Genomic DNA, 25,945 nt, shown 5'->3' on the forward strand with positions numbered 1-25,945 from the left:
CGGCGGTCCATCCGGCGATCGTCTCGCGAAAGTGCGGACAGCAGTTTGAAAGCGGCCTTCGGGCCGCTTCTTTTTTGCTATTACTGCTTCTTCGACAACTGCTGCATTGCCCGCTCGAGTCCGCCGAGCGTCATCGGAAACATCCTTCCGCCCATGACCTGGTCGACGATTTCGATCGACTTGCGGTACGGCCACAGGTGTTCCGGTTCGGGATTGAGCCACGCCGCCGCCGGCCATGCGTCGAGCAGGCGGCGCAGCCATGCCGCGCCCGGCTCGCTGTTCATGTGTTCGATCGAACCGTGCGGGTGCAGGAGTTCGTACGGGCTCATCGTCGCGTCGCCAACGAAGATCAGCTTGTAGTCGGGGCCGTAGCGGTGGAGCAGATCGGAAACTGCGATGTTCTCCGTGTGGCGCCGCAAGCTGTCGCGCCAGACCTTTTCGTAGACGCAGTTGTGGAAATAGAAATACTCGAGGTGCTTGAATTCGCTGCGACACGCCGAGAACATCTCCTCGCAGACCTTGATATGGTCGTCCATCGAGCCGCCGACGTCGAGAAACAGCAGCACTTTCACCGCATTGTGCCGTTCCGGGCGCATCATCAGATCGAGCCAGCCGGCGTTTCGCGCGGTCGCGGCGATGGTTCCATCCAGGTCGAGTTCGTCGGCCGCGCCTTGCCGCGCAAACCGCCGCAGTCGCCGCAACGCGACCTTGATGTTGCGGGTGCCGAGCTCGACCGAATCGTCGAGGTTGCGGTATTCGCGCTTCTCCCAGACCTTGATCGCCGTCCGGTTGCCGGCCGATTCGCCGCCTACGCGGATGCCTTCCGGATGGTAGCCGTTGTTGCCGAACGGCGAGCTGCCACCGGTACCGATCCATTTCGAGCCGCCCTGATGGCGCTCCTTCTGCTCGCCGAGCCGCTTGCGGAACTCTTCCATCAGCTTGTCCCAGCCAAGCTTTTCGAGCTTCGCCTTGTCTTCGGGCGAAAGATGCTTCTTCATCATCGCCTGCAGCCATTCCTGCGGCAGCTCGGCTTCGAGCCCGGGAATCTCGGTGACTCCCTTGAAGTAGCTCCCGAACGCCGCATCGAAACGGTCGTAATGGGATTCGTCCTTGACGAGGCAGGTGCGGGCGTAGAAATAGAATTCGTCGATGCTGTGGCTGCAGGCGCCGTCACGCAGTCCTTCGAGCAGCGTCAGGAACTCGCGAGTGGACACCTTGAGCTGGCCCGCTTTCAAGTGCAGGAAAAAGTCGATAAGCATGATCCGCTCCGTTCCCGAACCCGCCCGGGCCCCGACTTCGGGCACCGGGAGAAGACTTCGAGATGATTTCTTGTGGCGAGCGCAGTGGCGCTGCCGGAAAAACAGTGGGCAAACGCCCTGACGTCAGCGGTTGTTGCGCGCCATGAACACCAGCCGTTCGAACAGATGAAGGTCCTGCTCGTTTTTCAGCAGTGCGCCGGCAAGCGGCGGGACCGCGGCGTGCTGGTCCTTTGCCCGCAGTGCTTCGGGCGGAATGTCCTCGGCGACGAGGAGTTTGAGCCAGTCGATCAGTTCCGATGTCGACGGCTTCTTCTTCAGCCCCGGGACGTCGCGCAGGCCGAAGAATACTTCCATGGCCTCGCGCAGCAGGTCGCGCTTGAGTCCCGGGAAATGGACGTCGACGATGCGCTGCATCGTGTCGCGATCGGGGAAGCGGATGTAATGGAAAAAGCAGCGGCGCAGGAACGCGTCCGGCAGCTCTTTTTCGTTGTTCGACGTGATGAACACGATCGGGCGATGGCGTGCGCGAACCGTCTGGCGGGTCTCGTAGACGTGGAACTCCATGCGGTCGAGTTCGCGCAGCAGGTCGTTGGGGAATTCGATGTCCGCCTTGTCGATTTCGTCGATCAGGACGACCGTCGGCGTTTCGGCGTCGAACGCCTGCCACAGCACGCCCTTGAGAATATAGTTGGCGATGTCCCTGACGCGGTCTTCGCCGAGTTGCGAGTCGCGCAGGCGGGATACCGCATCGTATTCGTACAGCCCCTGCTGGGCCTTGGTCGTCGACTTGATGTGCCACTGCAGCAGCGGAACCCCCAATGCGTCGGCGACCTGCTCGGCCAGCATGGTCTTGCCGGTGCCCGGTTCGCCCTTGATCAGCAGTGGGCGCTGCAGTTTGATCGCGGCATTGACTGCCAGCATCAGGTCGGGAGTGGTGACGTAGTCTTGTGAACCTTCGAAGCGCATCGGGGAATCCTCTGATTGAACCGGACCGATTATAGGGCCAGCCTGCGCGGGCAAGGGCCTGCCGGATTGACGGAGTCACGGAGTTTTTCGAAGAATGACAGGTATTTGCATTCCGCTTTAGGCGACGTAGAATTTTTTGCGGCCGCTTCAGCCATACTTAAAACAAACCGAGGAGACGCCATGCACGGACGACATTTGCTCATCGCCGCCTGTCTTGCCTTGGGTGGACCCGCCGCCTCGGCGCTGGAAGGCGACGCAGAAGCTGCCCAGGCCAAGACTTCGATGTGCATGGGGTGTCACGGCATTCCGGGCTATCGCACCGCGTTCCCGGATGTCTACCCGGTGCCGAAGCTCGGCGGACAGCATGCGGCATACCTCGTGCGCGCGCTGCAGGCGTATCGCGACGGCGAACGCAGCCATCCGACGATGCGCGCGATTGCCGCAAGCCTGTCAGAGCAGGACATGGCGGACCTTGCGGCCTACTACAGCGTCGCGGGAGGAGAGGCGCAATGATGACACGAAATATCACCCTCCCGGCGCTGGCGGCTCTTGCGTTGGCGGGTTCCCCTGCGCACGCGGGCGATCCCGCCGCAGGCAAGGAAAAATCGATGGTCTGCGCAGCGTGTCACGGCCCGGACGGCAACAGTCCCTCGCCGGAATTTCCTCGCCTGGGCGGGCAATACGAAGATTATCTCTACCAGGCGCTGCTCGACTACAAGACGGGCAGGCGGAAGAATCCGATCATGGCTGCCCAGGTCGAGAACCTGTCGCCCGCGGATTTGGGCGACCTTGCTGCATACTTCGCCGCCCAGACCGGCCTGTACCAGAAACGCTGAGCGCGAAGGTCAGGGCACGCCGGCTAGTTCGAGCGTGCCCGGCGCAAGACACACGAGACGTAAGCCGGACCGTCCGGTTGCGTGTTGTTGCGCTGTGCGTCGAAAAGCGTTTCGCCGAGGCATTCGAGCACGTCGTGGAGCGCATCGTGACGGTTGCCGCGCCGGCGCTGGCAGGCTTCGAACGCGGCGCGCAGGCCCGACGGCTGGTCGATCGACAGTTGCTCCTCGATCGCGAGGTGGAACGACAGGTGCAGGAACGGGTTGATCTGTCCGTCCTCCGGCAGGAAGTCGCGCGACAGCGAATCGGGGTCTTCGAGTAGCGCCTGATATTCGGGATGCAGGAGCACGAGGTCGGAAGCGATATGTTCGAGCGGTGTCAGTACTTCCTTCGCCTGATATTTCCGCCAGCTTTCGATGAAGAAGTTGCGTACCTGGTCACGTGAGGGATTGAACATCTTTTGGACTCGGTTGCTCTGGGTTAAACGGTCTTGTCGCGGAACTCGCACAGGTCGCGCACGAGGCAATCTTTGCAGCGCGGCTTGCGCGCCGTGCAGACGTAGCGGCCGTGCAGGATCAGCCAGTGATGGGCATTGTGCAGGTATTCCTTCGGCACGCGACGCATCAAGGCCTGCTCGACGGCGAGAACATCCTTGCCAGGAGCCAGGCCGGTGCGGTTGGCGACGCGAAAAATATGCGTGTCGACTGCCATCACCGCTTCGCCGAACACGATATTCAACACGACGCTGGCGGTCTTGCGGCCGACGCCGGGCAGCGCTTCGAGGGCCTCGCGGCTGCGAGGCACGTCGCCGCCGTGGCGCTCGAGCAGTAGCCGCGACAGCGCGACGACGTTTTTCGCCTTGTTGCGGTAAAGGCCGATCGACCTGAGGCGTTCGGTAACGTTTTCCTCCCCGAGGCTCAGCATGGCTTCGGGGGTCGGGGCGACGGCGAACAACTCGCGGGTCGCCAGGTTCACGCTCTTGTCGGTGGCCTGCGCGGAAAGCACCACGGCAACGAGCAGCTGGAATGGCGACCCGTACTCGAGCTCGGTCGTCGGGCTCGGATTCGCCTCCGCCAGGCGGCGGAAAAATTCACGAATCGCGTCGCGTTTCATCCGGCCGGTTCAGGGCGCCGCCGAAGCCGGGGCAGGCCCTTCGCTGTCGCTCGCCGGGCGCGCTGGCTTGCCGGCTGCCGCACGCATGCGGATCCGGTTCGACAGCGCGATCAGGCAGCCGAGCGCGAAGAATGCGCCAGGAGGCAGCACGCCGATCAGGAAGCCGGGGTAATCGTCACCGAACACCGACAGCGGAGACAGGCCCGGGATGACCATCTCGATCCCCGAAAACAGCGTGCCGCTGCCGACCAGTTCGCGAATGCCGCCGAGCACGCCGAGTAGCCACACCAGCCCGAGGCCCATCATGATTCCGTCGACGGTGGACGCCACCGGGTCGTTCTTTGCCGCGTAGGCCTCGACCCGTGCGAGGACGATGCAGTTCGTGACGATCAGCGGAATGAAGATGCCCAGCACCAGATAGAGATCGTGCAGGTAGGCGTTGAACGCGAGGTCGACCACCGTCGTCAGCGCGGCGATGATCAGGATGAACACCGGAATCCGGATCTCGTACGGGATGAAGTTGCGCAGCGACGCGACGGCGAAGTTCGATACCGCCATCACCACCACCGTCGCGAGCCCGAGACTCACCGCATTGACGACGCTCGTGCTGACGGCGAGGATCGGACACAGGCCGAGCAGCTGCACGAGGCCGGTGTTCTGCTTCCACAGGCCATTCCAGGCGTTTTCACGAAAAGTCTGGAGATTCATTGCTGTGTTTCCATCAGAGCGCGCTGCCGGTCGACGCCGCAAACAGCGCATCGCGGTGCTCGGCCGCATATTCGAGGACTCGTCCTGTCGCGTTCGTCACGGCGCGTGCACTGATCGTCGCACCGATGCGATACGCGAAGACGCCGCCGTCGCGCTTGACTTTCCACTGCGCGGGCGCAACGTCCGCGAGCGACATCCCGGCGAATTGACCGATCCACGGCTGAGTCTTGTTGCGATCCTTTCTGGGGTCGATGTAGTCGCCGAGCCCCGGCGTTTCCTTGTGCGCAGTCACGCGAACACCGCCCAGGCGGCCGTCCGCGCCAACCGCAACGACGAGCTGGATCCTGCCCCCGTAGCCGTCGGGTGCGCCCGCTTCGAACACCAGGGCCGCGGGAACGCCGGCGCGACGCGCACGATAGATGCGCCCGCCCCGGTCGAGGCCGAGCTCGGGCGTCCGTCCGACGGCGACGAAGTCCTCGAGGAGCGCGTTGTCGTAGCTGTCCGGCGGGAGCACGTCGTTGATCAGGCGCATCTTCTGCTCCTGCTCGGAGGCTTCGATCGACGGGCGGGTCACGCGGTACGTCTGCGACATCATTGCGGTGAAGGCGAGCGTGAACACGATCATGATGCCGGCAGTGCGCAGCGAAGTACGGGTGGCTGTATAGCGGTCGCTCATGGGCGGCTCCCGCGGTGACCGAACACCACCGGTTGCGTCTTCATGTCGATCAGCGGCACGCAGAGGTTCATCAGCAGCACGGCAAACGCGATGCCTTCGGGGAAGGCGCCGAATACCCGGATCAGGTAGGCAATGACGGCGATGCCGGCGGCGAAGAGCAGCTTGCCGCGCGGCGTCGTCGCACCGGAAACGGGGTCGGTGACGATGAAGAACGCAGCAAGCATGGCGCCGCCGCTGGCGAGGTGGAACAGCGGCGGCGCGAAGCGCGCGGGTTCCGCGAGCCAGAAGATGCCCGACACGACGGCGAGCGTCGCGATGAACGCGACCGGCATGTGCCAGGTGATGACGCGGCGCGCGAGCAAAAACAGGCCTCCGGCGAAGTAGCCGAGTGCCAGCCATTCCCAGCCGCGGCCGCCGACGGCGCCGAAAGCGCCGCTTTGCTGCAGCACGCTCTCGACGCTCGCGCCGCTTGTCCGCAGCCCGGTGCGCATCGCGTCGAGCGCCGTCGCGCCGGTGATCGCGTCGAGCTGGCGGGCGCCGCCGAGCACGAGGTCGAGCTGTGTCTGGAAGTCGATCTGTCCGGCTGGCGGCCACTGCGACATCAGCGACGGGAACGCGACGATCATTGCGCAGTACGCGACCATCGCAGGGTTGAACGGATTCTGGCCGAGCCCGCCATAGAGATGCTTGACCGCGACGATCGCGATCAGCACGCCGAGCACCGTGACCCACCACGGCAGGATCGGCGGAAAGCACAGGACGACGAGCCACGCGGTGACGACGGCCGACAGGTCAGACAGCGCCGGGGCGATCGGCCGCTTGCGCAGCGTGAGGATCAGCGCTTCGGCGGCGAGCGCGGTCACGGTCGCGATCAGCAGGTTGACGACGACGACCGAGGCGACCTGCATGACGTAGGCGGTGACGCCGGGAAGGAGCGCGAGCAGCACCGCGAGCATCACGCTCTGGACGCTCGCCGGCTTGCGGATGTAGGGAGAATGGATCATGTCAGGAGGTTGCGTCGCTGTCGTGCAGGTGCGGCTGCTCGCGCCGGCTGGCGATGGCCGGGCTTGTGCCCGGCACGCCCGCGTGGGCGTTGTCGATAGGCCTGGATTCGACCGCCGCCTGCTGCTTGGCGCGGGCGAGCGCTGCCGCGATGAGCGCTTTTTTCGGGTCGTCTCCAGCTGTGGCGTCGGTCGCAGCGCCCGGCCCGTTCAGCTTCGCCCGCGTTTCGGCGGCTTTCGCCGCGAGCTTGGCAGCTTTTTCTTCCTTTTCCCGTTCCTGCCGGTAGTTGCGGAACTCGAAGCGCTCGCGCGCCTGATCGGACGCCTTGAGCTCGCGCTCGCGCGCCCAGATCTCGCTCTTCGAGAAGCGGAAATAATCGACGAGCGGAATGTGCGAAGGGCAAACGAAGGCGCAGGAACCGCATTCGATGCAGTCGAAGAGGTGATATTCCTGTGCTTTACCGACGTTCTTCGCGCGCGAGAACCAGTACAGTTCGAAAGGCTGCAGGTCGGCGGGGCACGCGCGCGCGCAGGCGCCGCAGCGGATGCACGGCAACTCGGGCGGTGGGAGCGGGAACAGCGCCGGCGAGGCGGCAATGATGCAGTTGCTCGTCTTGCCGATCGGCACCGACAGGTCGGCAATGGTAATGCCCATCATCGGGCCGCCCATCAGATAGCGGTCGGTGTCCGGTTTCGGCGTCGCGAGCGCGAGCAGCGTCTCGACGGGGGTGCCGACGAGTACTTCATAGTTGCCCGGATGGCTGACGTTGCCGGTCAGCGTCACGACGCGCGACACCAGTGGTTCGCCGTGGTGGATCGCGCGGTGGACGGCATGCGCCGTGCCGACGTTGAAGCACTGCACGCCGAACTCCGTGCCGAGCTTGCCATGGGCGATTTCGATGCCGGTCAGCACGCGGATCAGCTGCTTTTCGCCGCCTGCGGGGTACCGAGTCGGAATCGCGACGATCTCGACGGGTCCGGGGAAGTCCGCTGCGGCTTGGCGCATCGCACGGATCGCTTCGGGCTTGTTGTCCTCGATGCCGACGAGCGTGCGGCGTGCGCCGATCAGTTCGTGCAGGATCGCCGCCCCGGAAAGGATTTCGGCGGCGCGCTCGCGCATCAGCCGGTCATCGCAGGTGATCCACGGCTCGCATTCGGCGCCGTTGATGATCAGGGTTTCGATGCCGCGGCCGTTACCGAGCTTGATGTGGGTCGGAAAACCGGCGCCGCCCATGCCGACGATGCCGCACGTGCTAAGGTACCGGAGCGCAGCTTCGCGCGGGACGGCACGGTAGTCGAATGCGCGGCGCTCGATCCATTCGTCCTTGCCGTCGGGCTCGATAACGACCGCGAGCGTGTCGAGGCCCGACGCGTGGGCCATCGCGCACGGGGCGATCCCGACGACCGTCCCCGACGTCGAGGCGTGGACGTCGGTGCCGAGCGGACCTTCGCCGGCGCCGATGCGTTCGCCCTTCCGCACGCGCTGACCCGACGCGACGAGGCAGCGGGCGGCTGAGCGCACGCTCTGGCGCAGCGGAATCGTGAGGCGCGGCGGCAGCGGTGCGGCAGCGATCGGCAGCGATGAGGACTCGTTCTTGTGGGAACCCGGCTTGACGCCGCCGTGAAAGTTGAACAGACGGGCGATCATGCCGCGGACCTCAGATCAAACACCGGGTATTTCCATTTCCAGGTCTCCAGCGTTTCCGGGAGAGGCGTCATCGCGATGCAATCGACGGGGCAGGGCGCGACGCACAGTTCGCAGCCGGTGCATAGCGCAGGGACGACCGTATGCATGTGCTTCGCGGCGCCGACGATGGCATCGACGGGGCAGGCCTGGATGCACAGCGTGCAGCCGATGCACAGTTGCTCGTCGATCCGCGCGACCGATTTGGGTTTTTCCTCGCCATGCTCTTCGGACAGCGGCTTGAATTCGCGCCCGAGGAGGTCCGCGAGCTTGCGTATCCCTTCCTCGCCCCCAGGCGGGCACTGGTTGATGTCGGCTTCGCCGTTCGAAATCGCTTCCGCATACGGCTTGCAGCCCGGGTAGCCGCACTGGCCGCACTGGGTCTGTGGAAGGATCGCGTCGATCTTTTCGACCAGCGGATTGCCTTCGACCTTGAAGCGGATCGACGCGTAGCCCAGGGCTGCGCCGAGCACGATGGCAATCCCGGTCATGACGAGGAGGGCGGTCAGCATGATGAATATCGATCAGTGAGGTCGGTCAGTGAGGCACCGCAGCGTAAACGTTCGCGCCCGCCCACGTGTTGCGTCTTGTCAGGAAGGGGTAAGTTGATTTTCAATTACTGGAACCGGTCCAGGCCCGCGAAACCCATGAACGCGAGACTCATGAATCCCGCGGTGATCATCGCGATCGCGGTTCCCTTGAAGGGCGCGGGGACGTCGGCGCCGTCCAGGCGCTCGCGGATGCCGGCGAACAGGATCAGCGCGAGCGTGAATCCGATCGACGAGCCGAAGCCGAACAGCAGCGACTCGAGCAGGTTGTAGTCGAGCGCGACGCTCAGCAGCGGGACGCCGAGCACTGCGCAGTTCGTCGTGATCAACGGCAGGTAGATTCCCAGCACCTGGTGCAGCAGCGGGCTCGTCTTCTGGATCACCAGCTCGGTGAGCTGCACGATCGCCGCGATCACGACGATGAACGACAGCGTGCGCAGGTAGGCGAGGTCGTACGGCTGCAGCAGGTAGTGGTCGATCAGGTAGCTCGTGCCCGAGCCCAGGGTCAGCACGAACGTCGTCGCCGCACCCATGCCGATCGCCGTCTCGAGTTTTTTCGACACCCCCATGAACGGACACAGCCCGAGGATGCGGACAAAAACGACGTTATTGACCAGGACCGCGCCGATGACGACAAAGATGTAACTACTCATGATCCAGTACCGGGTGTAATCGCGGAATTATCACCGCCATCAGTCCGCTGCTCAAGCCCGGTCGGGTTATAGGCTTATGCCCATTCGTGCCGCTTGGCGGCCGGTCAGGCGCCGAAGGAAGCGGATGTGGCGGCGTGGCCGGAGTCGGCGAAGTCCGTCGTGGCCCGTACGCATTCCGCGATGAGGGATGGACCACGGTAAATGAGGCCGCTGTACACCTGCACGAGCGATGCTCCGGCGGCGAGCTTCGCGCGGGCGCCGCGTCCGTCGAGGATGCCGCCCGCCGCGATGATCGGCAGTTCGCCGGCGAGCGCCCGGGAGAGCTGCGCGACGACCGCGGTGGAGGCTTCGAAGACCGGCGCCCCCGACAGCCCGCCCTGCTGTTCGGCGTAGCGCACGCCCTGGACCTTGTCGCGCGCGATCGTGGTGTTCGTCGCGATCACGCCGTCGATACGGTGGCGGCGCAGCGCATCGGCGATGTTGGTGACCTGCGCCGGCTCGAGATCGGGAGCGATTTTTAGCGTCAGCGGCACGTAACGCCCATGCCTGTCCGCCAGCTGCTGCTGGCGTGCCTTGAGCCGCCCGAGGAGGTCGTCGAGCTCGGACTCGCCCTGCAGTTGCCGCAGGTTCTTTGTGTTCGGCGACGAGATATTGACCGTGACGTAGCTTGCCAGCGCGTAGACCTTGTCGAGGCAGGCAAGGTAATCGTCGGCTGCGCGGTCGATCGGCGTGTCGAAGTTCTTGCCGATGTTGATGCCGAGGATGCCCCGGTATTTTGCCGCCCTGACGTTCGCGACCAGCGCATCGACGCCGTGATTGTTGAAACCCATGCGGTTGATGATCGCGCGCACTTCAGGCAGGCGGAACATTCGCGGGCGAGGGTTGCCGGGCTGGGGGCGCGGCGTGATCGTGCCGATCTCGAGGAAACCGAAGCCGAGGCGCGCGAGGCCGTCGATCGCCTCGCCGTTCTTGTCGAGTCCGGCGGCCAGGCCGATGCGGTTCGGAAAGTGCAGCCCCATGACGTCGACCGGGTCGGATTCAGTCGGGGTTGCGGCGGGCAGGACGCGTCCGAAGAAATGGAGCGCGGCGAGGGAGAGTTCGTGGGCGGTTTCCGGGTCGAGCGAAAACAGCAGCGGGCGGGCGATGTTGTAGAGCATCGCGGGATTTTACCGGTTTGGAGGTCGCCTCGCTCCAGGGTTTTTGCTCGCCGCGCCGCGGTCCCGTCTCCTTACTCGGAGGCGCGATCGCGCAGCGGATCGATGTCGCGCCACTCTCCGCGCAGCCGGCCCTCGAGCGGATGGAAACGGACTTTGTAAGTCATCTTGCGGCTTTCCTTGATCCAGTAGCCGAGATACAGGTACGGCAGCTTGAGGCGGCGGCACACTTCGATCTGCCACAGGATGCCGTAGGTGCCGTAGCTCGCGTGCGTCTGGTCCGGATCGTAGAACGTATACACGCTCGACAGGCCGTCGCTGAGCCGATCGATGACGCTCACCATGCGCAGCACATCGCCTTCACGGAATTCGACGAGGCGGGTGTCCACATGACTTTGCAGCAGAAAATGTGCGTACTGCTCGCGGTTGTCCTGGTCCATTCCGCCACCGGCGTGGCGCGAGCCCTGGTAGCGCTGGTAGAGTGCGTAATGCTCCTCGGAATACGCGAGCGGCTGTTCGTTGGCACGCAGCTCGTGGTGCATTTTCCAGGCACGACGCTGGCTGCGGTCGGGTTCGAAGCGCTTGACCGGGATCCGGACCGGCACGCAGGCCCGGCAGTGGTCGCAGTACGGGCGGTAGGTGAACATGCCGCTGCGGCGAAAGCCGTTGCGTACCAGCTCGCTGTAGACAGGCGTATCGATCAGATGGCCGGGGGTCGCGACCTGCGAGCGCGCGACGCGATCCGACAGATAGGAACAGGTGTAGGGCGCCGTGGCGTAAAACTGGATCAGCGCGTAGGGATAGTCCTTTTGCATGTTCGATCCGTCATGAGAAATTTCGGGAAATCTCCGCCGCTTTCTCGCAGCTCCAGCGTCCAGGCCCGGGGCCTTCGTTCGTCCAGTTTGCAAGGCCGGCGCAGAATCTGGCGCGCGGCATCTCTTCGGCGCCGAGTGACAGCAGGTGGGCTGTCGTCATCTGGCAGTCGATCGCGGCGAAGCCGAGCCGTTGCAGATGCGCGGCGAGATGGACGAGCGCCACTTTCGATGCGTCGCTTCGGCGACTGAACATCGATTCGCCGAAAAACGCCCTTCCCAACGCGATACCGTACAACCCGCCGACGAGAGTCCCATCGACCCACGATTCGACACTGTGCGCATATCCGAGTTCGTGCAGGCGCAGGTAGGCTTGCCGGATTTCAGGGCTGATCCATGTTCCGCCGCCCGGCTCGCGGGGTTCGGCGCATGCGGCAATGACGTCGGCGAAGGCGGTGTCGAAGCGGACTTCGAAGCGTTGCTGCCGGAGCGTGCGGCGCAGCGAGCGGCTGATTCTGAGATGTGCGGGGATCAGCACCAGTCGCGGGTCGGGGCTCCACCACAGGATGGGCTGGTCTTCGGTGTACCACGGGAAGATTCCCCGGCGGTATGCAGCCAGCAGCCACGCCGGCGAAAGCTCGCCTCCCGCGGCGAGCAGGCCATCCGGATCCTCGAGCGCCTGCTCGACAGGCGGAAAATCCGGTCGTCCCGCGAGCCAGGGAATCATGCCGGGACGTGGACGAGCCGGTGCTCCTGGCGAGTGTGCACCGCGTCTTGCGAGTCTTTCTGGAACGTGACGACGTGATCGACATCGAGGCGGATGCCGATTTTTTCGCCGATCGCGTGATTGTGATGGCTCGGCACCAGCGACAACACCCGCGCGCCGCTCGACAGCCGCAAGGTATACAGGATGTCTGCCCCGCGGAACGCCTTGTGCATGACTTCGGCCTTCATCGCGCTGGCGTCGTCATGGACGATGTCGTCGGGGCGCAGCAGCACTTCCACCGTGCAGTCGCGGTCGCAGTTCGCGCAGCCGATTCCGCACTCGACGGGAATCGCGCTGTTCAGGACGCCGAGTTCGACTTTCACCTGGTGATCGTTCAACACCAGGCCGGGCAGGAACACGCCCTGACCGATGAAGTCCGCGACGAAACGGTTCGCGGGCCGATGGTACAGGTTGTACGGGGTATCCCATTGCTGGATGCGCCCCTCGTTCATGATGCCGATTTCGTCGGCGACCGCGAAAGCTTCGTTCTGGTCGTGCGTCACGAGGATGGCGGTGGTGCGGGTCGCCTTGATGATGTCGCGCACTTCGTGCGACAGGCGCTCGCGCAATTCCACGTCGAGATTCGAGAACGGTTCGTCGAGCAGCAACAGGCTCGGGCGCGGAGCCAGTGCGCGCGCCAGGGCCACGCGCTGCTGCTGGCCGCCGGACATTTCATGCGGGTACTTGTGTCCCTGGCGGTCGAGGCCGACGATGCGCAGCAGTTCGTCGACGCGCTCGCGCCGCTGCGTCTTGTCCATGTCGCGCAGGCCGAACGCGATGTTTTCCGCGACCGAGAGGTGGGGGAACAACGCATAGTCCTGGAACACCATGCCGATCCGGCGACGCTCGGGAGCCAGGTGATGACCACTGCCGCTGACGACCACGCCATCGAGCCGGATTTCGCCCGCCGCCACCGGTTCGAAGCCGGCGATGCACCGCAGCACTGTCGTCTTGCCGCAGCCGGACGGCCCCAGCAGACATCCGATGCTGCCTTTTTCGAGTCGCAAGGAGAGCTTGCGGACGACGCGCTGAGCGCCGTAGGCGAGGTCGATATCGGCGAGTTCAAGGTGAGACATGACGGATTCGATACAGTAGAGGATTTCGCACGGATCATTATTGCATCGCGGCAATCCAAATGCGATCAATTATAATTCGTCACAGTTTGCTGCGCGGAAGGGTCCGCCGCACCGTTCCCCGGGAGTGCAATGAAATTGGTAGGAGGGCTGGAGAGGTGGATACGGAATGCATCGTGGCTGACGCTCGGTGCGCTCCTCATCGCCGTGCTGATCGCAACGCCGGTGATATCGGTATTCTCGAACGTCTTCACCGGAGGCACTTCCGCGACGTGGTCGCACCTCGCAAGCACGGTGTTGCCCGAGTTCATTCGCAATACGGTAATCCTGTGCGTCGGCGTTGGGCTGGGTGTGTCGAGCATCGGCATCACGACGGCCTGGCTGACGACCATGCTCGATTTCCCGGGGCGGCGTTTTTTCCAGTGGGCGCTGGTTTTGCCGCTTGCGGTTCCAGCTTATGTCATGGCCTATGTCTATACCGATTTCCTGCAGTTCGTCGGGCCGGTGCAAAGCTGGCTGCGCGAAACGTTCGGCTGGCGCGCCGGACAATACTGGTTTCCCGACGTGCGCACACCGGGCGGCGCGGTCGCGATGTTCATGTTCGTGCTCTATCCGTACGTCTATCTGCTCGCCCGCACCGCGTTCCTCGAGCGGGCTTCGGGCATGCTCGAAGCTGGACGTTCGCTCGGCCTCGGACCGTGGGGCTGCTTCTTCCGCGTGTCGCTGCCCCTGGCGCGCCCCGCGGTCATTGCCGGGACGGCGCTGGCCCTGATGGAGACGCTGGCCGACTTCGGCACGGTTGCCTATTTCGGCGTGCAGACCTTTACGACGGGCATCTACCAGGCGTGGTTTTCGCTCGGTGACCGCATCGCCGCGGCGCAGTTGTCGGCGGCGTTGCTGGCGTTTGTCGTGCTGGTCCTCGTGCTCGAACACGCCAGCCGAGGCCGCGCGCGCTTCAACAACACGTCGCGCCAGCAGACGACGCCGGTGCCCATCCGCCTGTCGCCGCTCGTCGGGGTGATGGCGGCGCTGGCCTGCTTCATGCCGTTGCTGCTGGGTTTTCTGCTGCCTGCCGGGCTGTTGCTCGACATGGCGTTCTCGGAAGGGGATGTCCAGTTCGGGCCGCGCTTTCTCCACCTCGCGCGCAACAGCTTTGTCCTCGCATCGGTGACGTCGGTGCTGGCAGTGGTGCTGGCGGTGGTGCTCGCCTACGCGGCCCGGCTCGCCCGTTCGCGACTGCCGCAGATGTTCAACCGGGTCGTCGGCCTGGGTTATGCAGTGCCAGGTTCGGTGATCGCGGTCGGCGTGCTGATCCCGGTGACGCGGCTCGACAACCAGCTTGCGGCCTGGTGGCAGGACGTGTTCGGCGTCAACCCCGGGCTGTTGCTGACCGGCGGCATCGCCGCCCTCGTGTATGCTTATCTGACGCGCTTCCTTGCGGTAGCCTTGCACACGGTGGATTCGAGCCTCGGCAAGATCACCTCCAGCATGGACGACGCATCGCGTTGCCTGGGGCTGGGACGGTTCGGAACCCTGCGTCGGGTCCATGTGCCGATCCTGCGCGGCAGTCTCCTGACTGCGGGCCTGCTGGTTTTCGTCGATGTGATGAAGGAACTTCCCGCCACGCTGGTGATGAGGCCGTTCAATTTCGACACACTGGCGACGCAGGCGCACACGCTCGCAGCGGACGAACGCCTGACCGAAGCCTCGACGGCGGCCCTGACGATCGTTGCCGTCGGGCTGTTGCCGATGTTCCTGATTTCGCGCCAGATCGTCAGCGGGCGACGACGCACCCTGGAGGAAGCGGAAGTCTAGCCGCCGCGGTGAGACCGCACTCTTAACGATGTGGAGTAGGACATGAAAGTACTGATGTGGTGTGACAACCTGGCGACCCGCAGGGACCTCGAATCGGCATGGGGGACAGTCGGATTGACGGTGCTGAAGAAGAACACGGTCGAGGTGCCGGACTGTATCGTCGTCGACATGGCGGTGCGCAACCCGTGCGTGCGCATCGCCGAGCTTCGGGCGGCGCATCCGCAAGTCGACATCATCGCGTTCGCGTCCAAGTTCGACGCCGAGGCGTTTGCGGCGGCGAAGGAGGCTGGCGCCACCGAGATGGCCGCGCAAAACTCGATCGTGGAGCGCATCACGCGGCGCGCGCCCAAGTGAACAGACGGCGCCGACTGCTGTCCTGTCACCGGTTTGTGGCCGATTTGGCCAAACCGGCTGACTTTCAAAGCATGAATTCAGCGAACGATGAGATAATGCCGCGATGAACGCACCACAACCGACTTCCCCTCGCCGCCGCATGCAGGAACTCCTGGAGATTCCTGATAGCCAGCGCACCGAGGCCGAGTGGGACGAACTCATCGAACTCGAAATTTCAATGGCTCCGGGCAACCGTGAAGGTGCTCCGCAGCCGGGCGCCCGGCGCATGGATTCGGGAACGGGAGGGCCCCGCAAGCCGGGGCGGCACGCGAAACCGGGCGGCGGCCAGCAGCGCTCCGGGCCCCAGGGCGCGAGACCTCCGGCCCAGCCGAAACCGCAGGGCCAGGCGAAACCGCCTGAAGACGGACAACCCAGAAAACCGGCAAGAAAGTTCCGCAAGCGGCCGCCGAAGGAAATGCCGCCGCAATAAGGGGATCGCCGGTGGCCCCGTTCAGGGGAACATGATCCTGATCATCCCCGGTTTGTCACCGCGGACCGCGTTGCGGTCCATGATGTTCGGGATCCGGTCGACGATTTCGGGATCTCCCTCGACCGTGCCCGCGAACGAGCCCATGCCGTTCCGGTCCAGCTCGCCGCGGCCGGCAACGCGAACGCTCCCTGTCACCGTGTCGATTTCGAGCGCCGTTCGGTTGCCGACGAGCCGCAGCGTGAGCAGATAGTCGCCGAAACGTTGGTCCGGCACGATATCGACGCCGGCCTCCCGCCATGTGATTTGCAGTTCCCCGTTGCACCGGCTTTGCCAGTCGCATGCGATCGCCGGTGCCGAGAATCGGGCATTGCCGCGCCACCCGGCTCGTGCCGCAGGGTGCGGGATCGCGTCGGCGATAAGCGCTGCGGGCAGCTCGAGATCGAGTCCGGACAGATCGGCGCCCCCCACGGAGATCAGCAGTTGCGCCGGCGCACTGCCTTGCTCTCCGAACTGCACCGACAGCGCGCTTCCTGCGGTGCCCAGGTGCCAGCTGACCGGGCGCATCGCGCGAAGTCGGCGTCGCCCGTCGGACGTGGCAAGTGTCCCGCTGCCGCGCCAGAAGCTGCCTTCGGCGGCGGCAATCCGGAGGCGGCCGTCGCTGGCGGATGCGACGACAAGGTCCATCAGGCTCGCGGGCAGGCGGAGCAGCGCCAGCGCAAGACCCAGCAGCAGAAAGAGCGCGAGCTTCTTCATCGGTCAGGGTGCGCGGCCCGTGCCAGGTCGATGTCGACGCTGACCGTGTCGCGCTGGGCGGTGACGACGGCGCGCTGCGGCCGCAAACCCAGTTCCCGGTGCAGGTCCGCGAGCCATTCGATCAGCCCGTCGAAGTCGGCGACTCCCCGCACCTGCAGGGTTTCCCCGGACAGGGCGATCGACAGCGGCAGTGTACGCGATGCGGCAGCGGCTCGCGCAGCTTCGATCACTGTCGGCATCGCCGCGGCGGCCGGGAGTGGCGTCCGGCGTAGTCGCTGCAGATCGGCCGCGTCTTCCTGCATGCGGGCGAGCTGGCTGCGCGCTTCGGGCAGGCGCCGGGTAAGCTCTGCGCGTGCATCCCAAACCTGGTCCGCGACGTGGAAAAGCGCGCTTGCACTGACGACGATTGCGGCGACCGCGAGCAGCTGCCGTTCGCGCGGTGGGCGCGTCGCGACTACGCCTGCGATGCGGGTCAGCGGGTTCATGGCTGGTTCTTCCTCGAAAGCGTCAGGCTCGGCGCCGCGCCGCCGGTGCTTCGAACAACGTAGCCCAGCGACGCGAAACGCTTTTCCAGCACCCCGATCCCGCTTGCCGAGGCTGCATCGAGCGTGAGTTTCAGCTGCCCTGCTTCGTAGTCGAGGGTGCGGACCGACGCGGGAGCCGCGCTGCCGCCAATCTCGGTGTACGCGGACAATAGCGCGAGCAGGTCGTCTTCGCGAAGTTCGCCGCGCAGGCTGCGGGCTTCGTCCAGATGGCGGCGCAACTGCAGTGCGGGGGCGATCGCCGGCGTGTCGGGGACCGCGGTGACGAAGAGCCGGCGCATGCGCTCTTCGATGCCGTCGAGCTCGTGGCGCTGCCACAGTACCGAGGCAAGGTTCACCGCGGCGAACACCCCGACCGCGACGGCGGCGAGAATCAGCGGCCGGCGCAATGCCTGGCGCCCGGCCGAGCCTCGATGCGAGGGGGCGAACTCGCCGTGCAGCAGATCGGCACTCGCAGCCGGAGTTTCCCACCATCGATACGCCGCCCCGGCCTCGACTCTCAATCCGGGCACCGTCCCGGCAAGGGTTGCCGGTTCGATGCTTCCCGGCGCCGTGGGCGCGCGCCGGACTTCCAGGGCCTCCGGTCCGGCGCCGCTCGCGCAGGCCTGCAGGAGCGCATGCGCGAGGATATCGGCGAGCGCACCGGCATCGGCGACGAACGCGTGCGTCGCGTCGAGGCGCAGGATGCATCCCCCAGTCGGGCCGAGCGCCAGCGTCCAGCGCGATCCGGCATCGGGGACCGCCTGCAGTTCGGCGACTGCGCGCAGCGGCGGGCAGCCGACTTCGGCGAGTCCGGCGAGCACGGTGCGAAGCCGCGCGCGGCTGATCACCAGCACTCCTGCCTCGAGCATTGCGCCATCAGCGTGCCGATGCGTCACCGCGAGGTGCTGTGCATCGACGTCCTTCAGCAGCTGGGTTTCGAGCGCGTAGCGCAGCAGCCGCTCCTGTTCCCGCCGCGCGGCTTTCGGAATACGGGTCTCGAACATACTGCATTGGGGGCCGCCCAGTACGAGTTCGCAGTGTGGCACGACCGGCCAGTGCGCAGGTTCCGACTGACCTTCCTGCACGATCCGATTGCGCTCGTCGAGCAGCATCCACGGCGCTGACGGGATGGCAGGCCAGGTTTCGTCGATATAGATGATGAGTCGTCGGGTCATAGAATGCGTTGCCACAGGATGGTGGGCCAGGTTTCGCGGCGATCCAGCAATACTTCCAGGCGGACCACGGCGCTGCCGAAACCGGATCGCCCGATGACGGCGAAGTAGCGGCTCCTGACGTCGAGCCCCGTCCCGGGGGGCTGCGCGCCGGCCGGCAGACGGGCCGAAAAACCGGCCAGATCGCGGAACCACGCGCGCTCGCGCCCGGCGACAAGGATGCGCGCGTTGCCGAGTTCGAGATCGGCGACGATCGCGGCCAGCACTTCGGCCGGCGCGGTGTTGACGTTGATCCGGCTCGGCGCCGGCAGCGCGCTGACGAAAGGGGCGAGCCGCTGGACGAGCGCTTCGTCGAAACCGGCGACGAGGCGCAGCTCGGCTGCATCGAGCAGTGATCCGTTCGCGCCCGACGCCTCGCGCAGCCCGGATGACACGATTCCGTTTTTTTCCTGACCGGTCGTGCTGCCGCCGATCCAGTCGACAAGGGCGTGCGCGAGCCGGCCGGCATCTGCCGGCGCGACGCCGAGCGTTGCCAGCAGACGCCCGAACTGCGCCAGCGCGGCCGGGTCGGGCTTGCCGTCCGGCACCAGATTGTTCAGGTTGAAAAGCCCCGATCGGTCGCGGATCTCGCCGCCGACTTCGCCTTCGCCGACCGGTGTCGGCGGTACGCGCACCGCCCATATTTCCTGCGTGTGATCGACGTTCGTGCGCTTGAAGTCGTCGGCCAGCACGTTGCGCGCCCAGTCCACCGCCCCGCGAGCGAGCAGCCGCGCCTGAGCCTGGTCCTGGCGGCCGGCGACGCTGTCGAGCGAGCGGCCGAAATCGCCGAGTACCGCAGCCGCCAGTCCGGCGGCGAGCGCGACGCTGAGCAGCGCAAGGATCACGGCCGCGCCGCACTGGGAATCGGCGTTAGCGCAGCGCATACAGGCGGGTCAGGGTGCCGGCCCCGGGCAGGTCGAGCTGCAGTTCGACGCCAGCAGGAATACTGTCGAGGCTGGAGCCGGGCGGCCAGTGGTCGAGCCACCCGGCGCTGCCGAGAAAGCGCCAGCGCACCGCGCCGACCGTATCGAGGAGGGTATCAATCTGCGGCGCTTCGTGCGCATCGCGTCCGGGCCAGCGCAGCCATTCGAGGCGTGCCCCGACATGGCGGAACGCGATGCGGCGCGGCGTGTCTGCGGACGACAGGCTGAGGAGCCGCAGTTCGCTGTCGTCGCCGCTGCGGTGCAGTTCGATGGCCGCAGCCCTGCCCCCAACCGGCCGTGGCGCGGCGAGCTGCTGCAGGTCGGTCTCGATGAGATTCAGCGCGCGCTCGACTGCCCGCCAGCGCTCGAGTTCGCCACCGAGACGCTGCCGGCTGTCGATCAGTTGCGCCGTGCCGCGGTAAGTCAGCGTGCCGAGCACCGCGAACACCGCCAGCGCGACGATCAGCTCGATCAGCGTGAGTCCGTGCGGGCGAGGGGTCATCGCAGCGGCCTGACGACGAAACCGGAAAACTCTGCAAGGGCTGCGGGCCCGGCTTCGCCGAACACCCGCACTTCGACGCGGCGGAACAGCGGGTTCGGCGTCGCGTGGACTTCTTCGCGCCACCGGTAGCTGCGGCCGGCCTGTATTGCCTGTCCTTCGTTGCGCCCGAGCGCCGGCCACGCGGCGGTCGCGCGCAGTTCGGCGAGGCGGTTTTGCGCGACCCAGCCGGCCAGCGTGCGCTCCTTGAGCGCTGCGCTCGACTGCGCGGTATTGCCGACCGCGCGCAGCGCCGAAGTCATCGCGACCGCGAGAATCGCGAGTGCGATGACGCATTCGAGCAGCGTGAAGCCATCGATGCGCTTCATGCGCCGCGCTCCCCCGACTGCTGCTGGACGACTGCCCCGGTTTCGCTGCCCGACAGCGTGATGTCGCCTTCGGGAGTGTGCAGCACCAGTTCGAAGCGCGGTGCGCGGGTGCCGAACACGAGGCGCTCGGCCGGCCGGCCCTCGATGCGCAATTCCCAATGCATCTGCTGCGGCAGGAGTTTTTCGGCGAACACGGGAGGTTCGTCGAACGCAACCCAGCGGCCGTCCGCGTCGAGCGCGCTGAAGCGATAGCCGTCCGCCAGCAACTCCATCGCGATCGGCCGGCCGCGCACCTGTGCGCGCTCGGCGCTGGCTTCCAGTACCCAGCGCAGGCGCTCGGCGGCGAGCGTCGAATCCCGACCGCGCAGCGCGTCGAGTCCGAGCGACGCGCCCGCGACGGCGATGCCGATGACGATCATCACCACCAGCAACTCGACGAGCGTGAAACCGCTCCTGGTGTGGTGGCCGGGCCGCCTCGCGGTGTGCCGTCCAGATTCAGAGATTCCAGGAGCCGATGTCGGCATCGAAACCTTCGCCTCCGGGTGTCCCGTCCGCGCCCAGGCTCATCACATCGGCGTCGCCCTGCAGCCCCGGGTTGAGGTACTGGTAAGGGGTACCCCACGGATCGTTCGGCAGGCGTTCGAGGTAGGATTTCCAGTTGTCCGGCTGCGGCCCCCCGGCCGGGCGCTCGACGAGTGCCCGCAGGCCCTGCTCATTGGTCGGGTAGCGGCGGTTGTCGAGCTTGTAGAGTTTCAGCGCCTGCATCAGCGAGGCGATGTCCTGCTTCGCAGCGACGACGCGGGCCTCGTCGGGCCGGCTCATGACGCGCGGCACGACCAGCGCGGCGAGCACGCCGAGGATGACGATGACGATCATCACTTCGATGAGCGTGAAGCCGCGGCGGCGGTGGCAGCGGGGGAGCGTGGAGCGGTGCGGCATTGTTCGCTTACCTCAGCAGGGTGTTGATTTCGATGATCGGCTGCATCACCGCGAGCACGATCGCGAGCACCAGCGCGCCCATCGCGAGCAGCAGTGCGGGTTCGAGCAGGCTCGTCAGCACGGCGGTGCGGTTTTCCAGTTCCTGCTGCTGCAGGCGTGCGGCGCGTTCGAGCAGTTCGTCGAGGCGCCCCGTGGCTTCGCCGTTCGCGATCATGTGGATCAGCAGCGGCGGAAATGCCGTGGTGGCGCCGAGCGCCCGGGCGAGGCCGTGACCTTCGCGCACGCGCTCGGCGGCGTCGCGCACGGCGTCCTGCAGCGGCAGGCGCGTCATGACTTCGCGCCCCGCGTCGAGCGCCGGCAGTAGCGACACGCCGCTGCCGGTGAGGATCGCCAGCGTGCTCGCGAAGCGCGTCGCGTCAAGCGTGCGCAGATGGCGGCCGAGCACCGGCAGGCGCAGCAGCCGCGCGTCCCAGCGCCGCTGCACCGAAGGATTGCGCAGCAGCATGCGGGCCCACAGCCCCAGGCCGCCGGTGGCGACGAGCACCAGCCAGCCCCACTCGCGCAGGAAAGCAGACAGGCCGATCATCGCGCGCGTCAGGAGCGGCAGCGCCTGCCGGCTGTGCTGGAACACCGTGACGACCTGCGGCACCACGTAAGTCATCAGGCCGACCACGACGAGCAGCGCGACGGCCGCGACGATCGCCGGGTACAGCAGCGCCTGCAGGGTTTTCTGGCGCAACGCGCTGCGCCGCTCGAGGTAGTCGGCGAGCTGCATCATCACGCCGGGTAGCTCGCCGGACTGTTCGCCGGCGGCGACCGAGGCGCGGTAGATCGCCGGGAACGCAGCCGGGTAGCGCTCGAGCGCGGCGCGCAGGCCGTAGCCGGCGAGGATCTCGGAGCGCACGCCGGCGAGGATCTGGCGCGTCGCTTCGCGCTCCGCCTGTTCGATCAGCGCAGCGAGCGACGCATCGACAGTGAGGCCGGAAGCGAGCAGCGTCGCCCATTGGCGCGACAGCAGCGTGAGCTCGGCGTCACGCAGCCGACCCGGTCTGCGTTGATGTCCGGTGGAGCCGCGCACGTTCGCCACGTCCAGCGGATACAGGCCGCGCTCGCGCAGCAGGCCGCGCGCAGCGCGTGCGGTATCGGCTTCGAGCACGCCGGCGTTTTCACGTCCGGCGTCATCAACGGCACGGTAGCGGAACGCGGTCATGCGGCGTCAGTCCTTCGTCACCCGCAGCAGCTCTTCGGCCGACGTGAGGCCGTCCGTGACATACCGCAGGCCGTCGTCGCGCAGGCTGCGCGTGCCGGCGCGACGGGCGTGTCCGCGCAGCTGCGCTTCGTCCGCACCGTCGTGGATCAGCCGCGCGAGCGCCTCGTCGGTGACGAGCAGTTCGTAGAGGCCGCTGCGGCCGCTGTAGCCGCTGTGGCTGCAGGCGGGGCAGGCGCGCGCGGTCCACAGCGTCGTCGGGCAGGCGTCGCCGAAGACGGACGCCACCTCTGCGGTGGCCGGCGCCGCATGGCGACACATCGGGCACAGGCGGCGCACCAGCCGTTGCGCGAGCACGCCACGCAAAGTCGAGGCGAGCAGAAACGGTTCGACGCCCATGTCGACGAGGCGCGTGACGGCCGACGGCGCGTCGTTGGTGTGCAGCGTCGCGAGCACAAGATGGCCGGTAAGGCTCGCCTGCACCGCGATCTGCGCGGTTTCGAGGTCGCGGATCTCGCCGATCATGATGATGTCCGGGTCCTGGCGGAGGATCGCCCGCAGCGCCTTCGCGAACGTCAGGTCGATGCGCGGATTGGCCTGGATCTGGCCGACGCCGGGCAGGTCGTATTCGACCGGGTCCTCGACCGTGACGATGTTCATCCGCGCAGCGTCCATCGACTGGATCGCCGCATACAGCGTCGTGCTCTTGCCGGAGCCGGTCGGTCCGGTCACCAGCACGATGCCATGCGGCTGGCCGAGCAGAGCGCCGAACGATGCGCGTGTGTCCGCAGCCATGCCCAGCGCGTCGAGCCCGAGCTGGGCGTTGCTCTTGTCCAGCAGGCGCAGCACGATGCGTTCGCCGTGCGTCGTCGGCAGCGTCGACACGCGCACGTCGACCTGGCGGCCAGCGAGCCGCAGGCCGATCCGCCCGTCCTGCGGGAGGCGCTTTTCGGCGATGTCGAGGTTCGCCATGATCTTGATGCGCGACGCCATCGCCGCGTGCAGGCCGCGATGCACTTCGGCGATGTCGCGCAAGATGCCGTCGCGGCGCAGCCGCACCAGCGAGCGGCGCTCGTACGGTTCGATGTGGATGTCCGAAGCGCCGTCGCGCACCGCCTGCGTCAGCAGCGCATTGATCATGCGGATGATCGGTGCGTCGTCCTGGTTGTCGAGGAGATCGGCGACGGCCGGCAGTTCGGTGATCAATTTGGACAGATCGACGTCCTGCCCTGCGTCGGCGATGATTTCGGCGGCGCTGCTGTCGGTGCCGTTGTACGCGTCGGCGAGCCGTGCCTCGAACACCGTGCGCGCGACGCGCGTGATGGAAACCGGGACCCCGAGCGTGCGGCGCACTTCGGCGAGTGCGGCGAGGCTCGCGTCATCGCGCAGCACGAGTTCGGCCGACGCCTCGCTGCGGGTGGCGACGAATATGCCGTGAGTGCTGGCAAAGCCGTAGGGCAGGGGGGCGGCGTCATTCACGGGTTGATCCGTGCCGGAATCCCGCCCGGCTGCGGTGCGGTTGTGACGAAGGGCGCCGGCGTGACGCGGGCGGGCGCGAGCGACACCGGGACGGCAGGGGCCGGGGTGCCGGGTGCGGGCAGCTCCGGCGGTCTGCGTTCGCCGTGCAGCAGTGCGTTCGGCGGGGCGACGTTGCGCTGCTGGCCGATGATGTAATCGTAGCGCGCGTTGGTGATCGTCGAGTAGCTGTCGCGGTCGCGCAGGATCACCGGGCGCAGGAACACGACGAGGTTCGTCTTCGTGCGCCGCCGCGTGTCGTAACGGAACAGGCTGCCGGCGAACGGGATGTCGCCCAGCAGCGGCACTTTTTCCTCGCCCGAGCTGTAGTCGTCCTCGACCAGCCCGCCGAGCGCGATGATCGCGCCGTCGTCGACGAGCACGGTCGACTGGATCGAGCGCTTGTTGGTCGTCGGTCCGGCCGAGTCGTCGAGGGTCGGCACGACCGACGAAGCTTCCTGGTAGATGTCGAGCCGGATCGCGCCGCCTTCGGAAATCTGCGGCCGCACCTCGAGGGTCAGGCCGACGTCGCGGCGTTCGATCGTCTGGAATGGATTCGCCGGCGTCGTGCCGCCGCCGGTATTGGTATATTGGCCGGTGATGAACGGCAGGTTGCGGCCGACGACGATCTTCGCCCCTTCGTTGTCGAGCGTGACCAGGCTCGGCGTCGACAGGATGTTGGTGCGGCTGTCGGTTTCGAGAAAGCGCGCCAGCAGACTGAGGTTGAAGACTTCGACCATCTGCCCGTTGATCGGGACTTTCACCGTCCCGCCGCCGAGCAGGAAGTTCATCCCCTTGCCGACCGAACCGATGTTCTGCGCCGCGCCGATGATGTTCTGCCCGGCGCCGCCGAAATTTGTGCCACCGAAAAAAGTCGAACTGCTGCCCGCGCCCGGAGTGTTCGCGCTCTGCCACTGGATGCCGAACTCGGCGGCGCGCTCGGTCGAGATCTCGGCGATCAGCGCCTCGATATACACCTGCGCGCGGCGCCGGTCGAGCAGGTCGATGACATGACGCAGATTGCGGTAGATCGCTTCCGGCGCGACGATGATGAGCGCGTTATTGACGGGATCGGCCTGAATCATGCCGCCACGATCGGACGCGTTGCCGGATTCCGGCGAGGGGCGGTACGTCGCCGGGGTGAGGCCTGCGCCCTGCGTCGTCATGCGATCCGGCGTCGATGCTCCGAGCGGGCTGGGCGAGGCAATGCTGTCGGTCGCGGAGGGTGCCGAACCGTCGCCGGCAAGCGCGCCGTTCAGCGTCTGCGCGACTTTCGTCGCCTCGGCGTTCTTCAGGTAGACGACATGGATGTTGCCGCCCGCGCCAGGACGGTCGAGCGACGCGACGAGCTGGCGCAGCGCGCTGATGCGGGACGGATTTTCGGTCCTGACGAGCAGGCTGTTGGTACGCGCGTCAGGCACGACCTGCACGCGCTGACTCGCATCCGCGGTGTTCGCCGCGCTGCCGTTCCCGGTCCCGTCGTTCATCAGCCGGTTCAGCGTCGCGGCGAGGTCGACCGCTGCCGCGTGCCTGAGTTCGAGCACGTGGACGTCGCCCTGCGGAACATCCACCGAATCGATGATGCGTGCGATGCGTGCGACGTTATCGGCATAATCGGTGACCACCAGCACGTTGTTCGACGGGAACGCGGTGACAGTGTTGTTCGGCGACACCAGCGGGCGCACGACAGCGAGCATCTGCGTGGCCGATTCGTTGCGCATCGCAAAGACCTGCGTGACGAGGCTGTCGCCCCGTCCGCGCAGTACCTCCTTGCCGACTGGCACGCCGTGCAGCTTGGCGTCGGCCTCCGGCACGATCTTCGTCACGCCCGGTCCCTCGACTGCGGTGTAGCCCTGCAGCCGCAGTGCCGACAGCAGGATCTGGTATGACAGGTCGCGTGACACCGGCGTGTTCGTGACGATGTTCAGCGTGCCCTTGACGCGCGGATCGATGAGGAAATTCTTCCCCGATATCTTGCCGATGGCCTTGATGACGGCGTCGATCTCGGCGTTCGCAAAATTCAGCGACACCGTGTCGTCCTGCGCGGCGACCGCAAGCGGGGAAAGGGAAAGCAGGCCGAGCGTCAACAGCAGGCCGCGCGCGCGAGTCATCAGGGTCATG

General features: G+C 66.3%; 29 protein-coding genes. 4 read left to right on the forward strand and 25 right to left on the reverse strand.

Features of this window, described 5'->3' with window-relative positions; genetic code table 11:
- Positions 1-80: 80 nt before the first annotated feature.
- Together EBN1_RS13790 and EBN1_RS13795 are read right to left on the reverse strand one after the other, a co-directional pair.
- Positions 81-1,259, reverse strand: coding sequence for a vWA domain-containing protein (locus EBN1_RS13790; protein WP_011238576.1), 1,179 nt, complete (start codon positions 1,257-1,259; stop codon positions 81-83).
- A 123-nt stretch (positions 1,260-1,382) separates the two neighbouring features.
- Complete coding sequence (locus EBN1_RS13795; protein WP_011238577.1) at positions 1,383-2,225, reverse strand: AAA family ATPase; 843 nt, start codon at positions 2,223-2,225, stop codon at positions 1,383-1,385.
- A gap of 180 nt (positions 2,226-2,405) precedes the next feature.
- On the opposite strand from EBN1_RS13795, the gene EBN1_RS13800 reads away from it, so the two are divergent.
- Positions 2,406-2,738, forward strand: a complete 333-nt coding sequence (locus EBN1_RS13800) for a c-type cytochrome (protein WP_011238578.1) — start codon at positions 2,406-2,408, stop codon at positions 2,736-2,738.
- A complete protein-coding gene (locus tag EBN1_RS13805) occupies positions 2,735-3,061 on the forward strand; it encodes a c-type cytochrome (RefSeq protein WP_241762735.1) in 327 nt (108 codons plus the stop codon). Before EBN1_RS13800 ends, EBN1_RS13805 begins: the two co-directional genes overlap by 4 nt.
- 23 nt (positions 3,062-3,084) lie before the next feature.
- On the opposite strand, the gene EBN1_RS13810 is transcribed toward EBN1_RS13805, so the two are convergent.
- The 12 genes from EBN1_RS13810 to EBN1_RS13865 all read right to left on the reverse strand — a co-directional run bounded on the left by EBN1_RS13810 (position 3,085) and on the right by EBN1_RS13865 (position 13,250).
- A complete protein-coding gene (locus EBN1_RS13810) occupies positions 3,085-3,516 on the reverse strand; it encodes a DUF1841 family protein (RefSeq protein WP_011238580.1) in 432 nt (143 codons plus the stop codon).
- 23 nt (positions 3,517-3,539) lie between these two features.
- Positions 3,540-4,172, reverse strand: coding sequence for an endonuclease III (gene nth, locus EBN1_RS13815; RefSeq protein ID WP_011238581.1), 633 nt, complete (start codon positions 4,170-4,172; stop codon positions 3,540-3,542).
- 9 nt (positions 4,173-4,181) lie between these two features.
- On the reverse strand, positions 4,182-4,880 hold the full coding sequence (locus EBN1_RS13820; RefSeq protein WP_011238582.1) for an electron transport complex subunit E: 699 nt from the start codon (positions 4,878-4,880) through the stop codon (positions 4,182-4,184).
- Between the two features lie 13 nt (positions 4,881-4,893).
- Positions 4,894-5,556: an RnfABCDGE type electron transport complex subunit G gene (locus tag EBN1_RS13825; protein ID WP_011238583.1), complete on the reverse strand. Its 663-nt coding sequence runs from the start codon at positions 5,554-5,556 to the stop codon at positions 4,894-4,896.
- Positions 5,553-6,560, reverse strand: a complete 1,008-nt coding sequence (locus EBN1_RS13830) for an RnfABCDGE type electron transport complex subunit D (RefSeq protein ID WP_011238584.1) — start codon at positions 6,558-6,560, stop codon at positions 5,553-5,555. Before EBN1_RS13830 ends, EBN1_RS13825 begins: the two co-directional genes overlap by 4 nt.
- Before the next feature lies 1 nt (position 6,561).
- Positions 6,562-8,205: an electron transport complex subunit RsxC gene (rsxC, locus tag EBN1_RS13835; protein WP_011238585.1), complete on the reverse strand. Its 1,644-nt coding sequence runs from the start codon at positions 8,203-8,205 to the stop codon at positions 6,562-6,564.
- A complete protein-coding gene (gene rsxB / locus EBN1_RS13840; RefSeq protein ID WP_011238586.1) occupies positions 8,202-8,753 on the reverse strand; it encodes an electron transport complex subunit RsxB in 552 nt (183 codons plus the stop codon). The genes rsxC and rsxB overlap by 4 nt, the downstream gene beginning before the upstream one ends.
- A gap of 104 nt (positions 8,754-8,857) precedes the next feature.
- The gene (rsxA, locus tag EBN1_RS13845; protein ID WP_011238587.1) at positions 8,858-9,442 is read right to left on the reverse strand and encodes an electron transport complex subunit RsxA; all 585 of its coding nucleotides are present in this window, start codon (positions 9,440-9,442) and stop codon (positions 8,858-8,860) included.
- Between the two features lie 104 nt (positions 9,443-9,546).
- A complete protein-coding gene (locus EBN1_RS13850) occupies positions 9,547-10,599 on the reverse strand; it encodes a quinone-dependent dihydroorotate dehydrogenase (protein WP_011238588.1) in 1,053 nt (350 codons plus the stop codon).
- 71 nt (positions 10,600-10,670) lie between these two features.
- Positions 10,671-11,411 carry an arginyltransferase gene (locus EBN1_RS13855; protein ID WP_011238589.1) on the reverse strand — a complete coding sequence of 247 codons (741 nt, stop codon included), beginning with the start codon at positions 11,409-11,411 and terminating at the stop codon, positions 10,671-10,673.
- 10 nt (positions 11,412-11,421) lie between these two features.
- Positions 11,422-12,135 (reverse strand): leucyl/phenylalanyl-tRNA--protein transferase, encoded by a 714-nt coding sequence (gene aat / locus EBN1_RS13860; RefSeq protein ID WP_011238590.1) that lies wholly within the window; start codon positions 12,133-12,135, stop codon positions 11,422-11,424.
- Positions 12,132-13,250: an ABC transporter ATP-binding protein gene (locus EBN1_RS13865; protein WP_011238591.1), complete on the reverse strand. Its 1,119-nt coding sequence runs from the start codon at positions 13,248-13,250 to the stop codon at positions 12,132-12,134. The genes aat and EBN1_RS13865 overlap by 4 nt, the downstream gene beginning before the upstream one ends.
- 129 nt (positions 13,251-13,379) lie before the next feature.
- On the opposite strand from EBN1_RS13865, the gene EBN1_RS13870 reads away from it, so the two are divergent.
- A complete protein-coding gene (locus tag EBN1_RS13870; RefSeq protein WP_011238592.1) occupies positions 13,380-15,062 on the forward strand; it encodes an ABC transporter permease in 1,683 nt (560 codons plus the stop codon).
- A 42-nt stretch (positions 15,063-15,104) separates the two neighbouring features.
- Complete coding sequence (locus tag EBN1_RS13875; RefSeq protein WP_041646387.1) at positions 15,105-15,416, forward strand: hypothetical protein; 312 nt, start codon at positions 15,105-15,107, stop codon at positions 15,414-15,416.
- Between the two features lie 490 nt (positions 15,417-15,906).
- On the opposite strand, the gene gspN is transcribed toward EBN1_RS13875, so the two are convergent.
- The 11 genes from gspN to gspD are packed head-to-tail and all read right to left on the reverse strand — an operon-like array spanning position 15,907 to position 25,944.
- Positions 15,907-16,638, reverse strand: a complete 732-nt coding sequence (gspN, locus tag EBN1_RS13880) for a type II secretion system protein N (RefSeq protein WP_049780283.1) — start codon at positions 16,636-16,638, stop codon at positions 15,907-15,909.
- On the reverse strand, positions 16,635-17,123 hold the full coding sequence (gspM, locus tag EBN1_RS13885; RefSeq protein WP_041646391.1) for a type II secretion system protein GspM: 489 nt from the start codon (positions 17,121-17,123) through the stop codon (positions 16,635-16,637). Before gspM ends, gspN begins: the two co-directional genes overlap by 4 nt.
- Positions 17,120-18,337, reverse strand: a complete 1,218-nt coding sequence (gene gspL / locus EBN1_RS13890; RefSeq protein WP_011238596.1) for a type II secretion system protein GspL — start codon at positions 18,335-18,337, stop codon at positions 17,120-17,122. Before gspL ends, gspM begins: the two co-directional genes overlap by 4 nt.
- Positions 18,334-19,257, reverse strand: a complete 924-nt coding sequence (gene gspK, locus EBN1_RS13895; protein WP_011238597.1) for a type II secretion system minor pseudopilin GspK — start codon at positions 19,255-19,257, stop codon at positions 18,334-18,336. Before gspK ends, gspL begins: the two co-directional genes overlap by 4 nt.
- Positions 19,244-19,798 carry a type II secretion system minor pseudopilin GspJ gene (gspJ, locus tag EBN1_RS13900; protein ID WP_011238598.1) on the reverse strand — a complete coding sequence of 185 codons (555 nt, stop codon included), beginning with the start codon at positions 19,796-19,798 and terminating at the stop codon, positions 19,244-19,246. The genes gspK and gspJ overlap by 14 nt, the downstream gene beginning before the upstream one ends.
- On the reverse strand, positions 19,795-20,163 hold the full coding sequence (gene gspI, locus EBN1_RS13905) for a type II secretion system minor pseudopilin GspI (protein ID WP_011238599.1): 369 nt from the start codon (positions 20,161-20,163) through the stop codon (positions 19,795-19,797). The genes gspJ and gspI overlap by 4 nt, the downstream gene beginning before the upstream one ends.
- Complete coding sequence (locus EBN1_RS13910) at positions 20,160-20,687, reverse strand: prepilin-type N-terminal cleavage/methylation domain-containing protein (RefSeq protein WP_011238600.1); 528 nt, start codon at positions 20,685-20,687, stop codon at positions 20,160-20,162. The genes gspI and EBN1_RS13910 overlap by 4 nt, the downstream gene beginning before the upstream one ends.
- Positions 20,659-21,102, reverse strand: coding sequence for a type II secretion system major pseudopilin GspG (gene gspG / locus EBN1_RS13915; protein ID WP_011238601.1), 444 nt, complete (start codon positions 21,100-21,102; stop codon positions 20,659-20,661). The genes EBN1_RS13910 and gspG overlap by 29 nt, the downstream gene beginning before the upstream one ends.
- A gap of 7 nt (positions 21,103-21,109) precedes the next feature.
- Entirely contained in the window at positions 21,110-22,312 is a 1,203-nt protein-coding gene (gspF, locus tag EBN1_RS13920; protein WP_011238602.1) for a type II secretion system inner membrane protein GspF, read from the reverse strand.
- A 6-nt stretch (positions 22,313-22,318) separates the two neighbouring features.
- Complete coding sequence (gene gspE, locus EBN1_RS13925) at positions 22,319-23,788, reverse strand: type II secretion system ATPase GspE (protein ID WP_011238603.1); 1,470 nt, start codon at positions 23,786-23,788, stop codon at positions 22,319-22,321.
- Positions 23,785-25,944: a type II secretion system secretin GspD gene (gene gspD / locus EBN1_RS13930; RefSeq protein ID WP_011238604.1), complete on the reverse strand. Its 2,160-nt coding sequence runs from the start codon at positions 25,942-25,944 to the stop codon at positions 23,785-23,787. Before gspD ends, gspE begins: the two co-directional genes overlap by 4 nt.
- Between the last annotated feature and the right edge of the window lies 1 nt (position 25,945).

This window comes from Aromatoleum aromaticum EbN1 (assembly GCF_000025965.1).
Classification (GTDB): Bacteria; Pseudomonadota; Gammaproteobacteria; order Burkholderiales; family Rhodocyclaceae; genus Aromatoleum; species Aromatoleum aromaticum.

Bases quoted from the DNA above. Each gene is read 5' to 3' on its own strand.
- EBN1_RS13790 (WP_011238576.1), bottom strand. From the start codon at position 1,259: ATGCTTATCGACTTTTTCCTGCACTTGAAAGCGGGCCAGCTCAAGGTG.
- EBN1_RS13795 (WP_011238577.1), bottom strand. From the start codon at position 2,225: ATGCGCTTCGAAGGTTCACAAGACTACGTCACCACTCCCGACCTGATG.
- EBN1_RS13800 (WP_011238578.1), top strand. From the start codon at position 2,406: ATGCACGGACGACATTTGCTCATCGCCGCCTGTCTTGCCTTGGGTGGA.
- EBN1_RS13805 (WP_241762735.1), top strand. From the start codon at position 2,735: ATGATGACACGAAATATCACCCTCCCGGCGCTGGCGGCTCTTGCGTTG.
- EBN1_RS13810 (WP_011238580.1), bottom strand. From the start codon at position 3,516: ATGTTCAATCCCTCACGTGACCAGGTACGCAACTTCTTCATCGAAAGC.
- nth (WP_011238581.1), bottom strand. From the start codon at position 4,172: ATGAAACGCGACGCGATTCGTGAATTTTTCCGCCGCCTGGCGGAGGCG.
- EBN1_RS13820 (WP_011238582.1), bottom strand. From the start codon at position 4,880: ATGAATCTCCAGACTTTTCGTGAAAACGCCTGGAATGGCCTGTGGAAG.
- EBN1_RS13825 (WP_011238583.1), bottom strand. From the start codon at position 5,556: ATGAGCGACCGCTATACAGCCACCCGTACTTCGCTGCGCACTGCCGGC.
- EBN1_RS13830 (WP_011238584.1), bottom strand. From the start codon at position 6,560: ATGATCCATTCTCCCTACATCCGCAAGCCGGCGAGCGTCCAGAGCGTG.
- rsxC (WP_011238585.1), bottom strand. From the start codon at position 8,205: ATGATCGCCCGTCTGTTCAACTTTCACGGCGGCGTCAAGCCGGGTTCC.
- rsxB (WP_011238586.1), bottom strand. From the start codon at position 8,753: ATGCTGACCGCCCTCCTCGTCATGACCGGGATTGCCATCGTGCTCGGC.
- rsxA (WP_011238587.1), bottom strand. From the start codon at position 9,442: ATGAGTAGTTACATCTTTGTCGTCATCGGCGCGGTCCTGGTCAATAAC.
- EBN1_RS13850 (WP_011238588.1), bottom strand. From the start codon at position 10,599: ATGCTCTACAACATCGCCCGCCCGCTGCTGTTTTCGCTCGACCCGGAA.
- EBN1_RS13855 (WP_011238589.1), bottom strand. From the start codon at position 11,411: ATGCAAAAGGACTATCCCTACGCGCTGATCCAGTTTTACGCCACGGCG.
- aat (WP_011238590.1), bottom strand. From the start codon at position 12,135: ATGATTCCCTGGCTCGCGGGACGACCGGATTTTCCGCCTGTCGAGCAG.
- EBN1_RS13865 (WP_011238591.1), bottom strand. From the start codon at position 13,250: ATGTCTCACCTTGAACTCGCCGATATCGACCTCGCCTACGGCGCTCAG.
- EBN1_RS13870 (WP_011238592.1), top strand. From the start codon at position 13,380: ATGAAATTGGTAGGAGGGCTGGAGAGGTGGATACGGAATGCATCGTGG.
- EBN1_RS13875 (WP_041646387.1), top strand. From the start codon at position 15,105: ATGAAAGTACTGATGTGGTGTGACAACCTGGCGACCCGCAGGGACCTC.
- gspN (WP_049780283.1), bottom strand. From the start codon at position 16,638: ATGAAGAAGCTCGCGCTCTTTCTGCTGCTGGGTCTTGCGCTGGCGCTG.
- gspM (WP_041646391.1), bottom strand. From the start codon at position 17,123: ATGAACCCGCTGACCCGCATCGCAGGCGTAGTCGCGACGCGCCCACCG.
- gspL (WP_011238596.1), bottom strand. From the start codon at position 18,337: ATGACCCGACGACTCATCATCTATATCGACGAAACCTGGCCTGCCATC.
- gspK (WP_011238597.1), bottom strand. From the start codon at position 19,257: ATGCGCTGCGCTAACGCCGATTCCCAGTGCGGCGCGGCCGTGATCCTT.
- gspJ (WP_011238598.1), bottom strand. From the start codon at position 19,798: ATGACCCCTCGCCCGCACGGACTCACGCTGATCGAGCTGATCGTCGCG.
- gspI (WP_011238599.1), bottom strand. From the start codon at position 20,163: ATGAAGCGCATCGATGGCTTCACGCTGCTCGAATGCGTCATCGCACTC.
- EBN1_RS13910 (WP_011238600.1), bottom strand. From the start codon at position 20,687: ATGCCGACATCGGCTCCTGGAATCTCTGAATCTGGACGGCACACCGCG.
- gspG (WP_011238601.1), bottom strand. From the start codon at position 21,102: ATGCCGCACCGCTCCACGCTCCCCCGCTGCCACCGCCGCCGCGGCTTC.
- gspF (WP_011238602.1), bottom strand. From the start codon at position 22,312: ATGACCGCGTTCCGCTACCGTGCCGTTGATGACGCCGGACGTGAAAAC.
- gspD (WP_011238604.1), bottom strand. From the start codon at position 25,944: ATGACCCTGATGACTCGCGCGCGCGGCCTGCTGTTGACGCTCGGCCTG.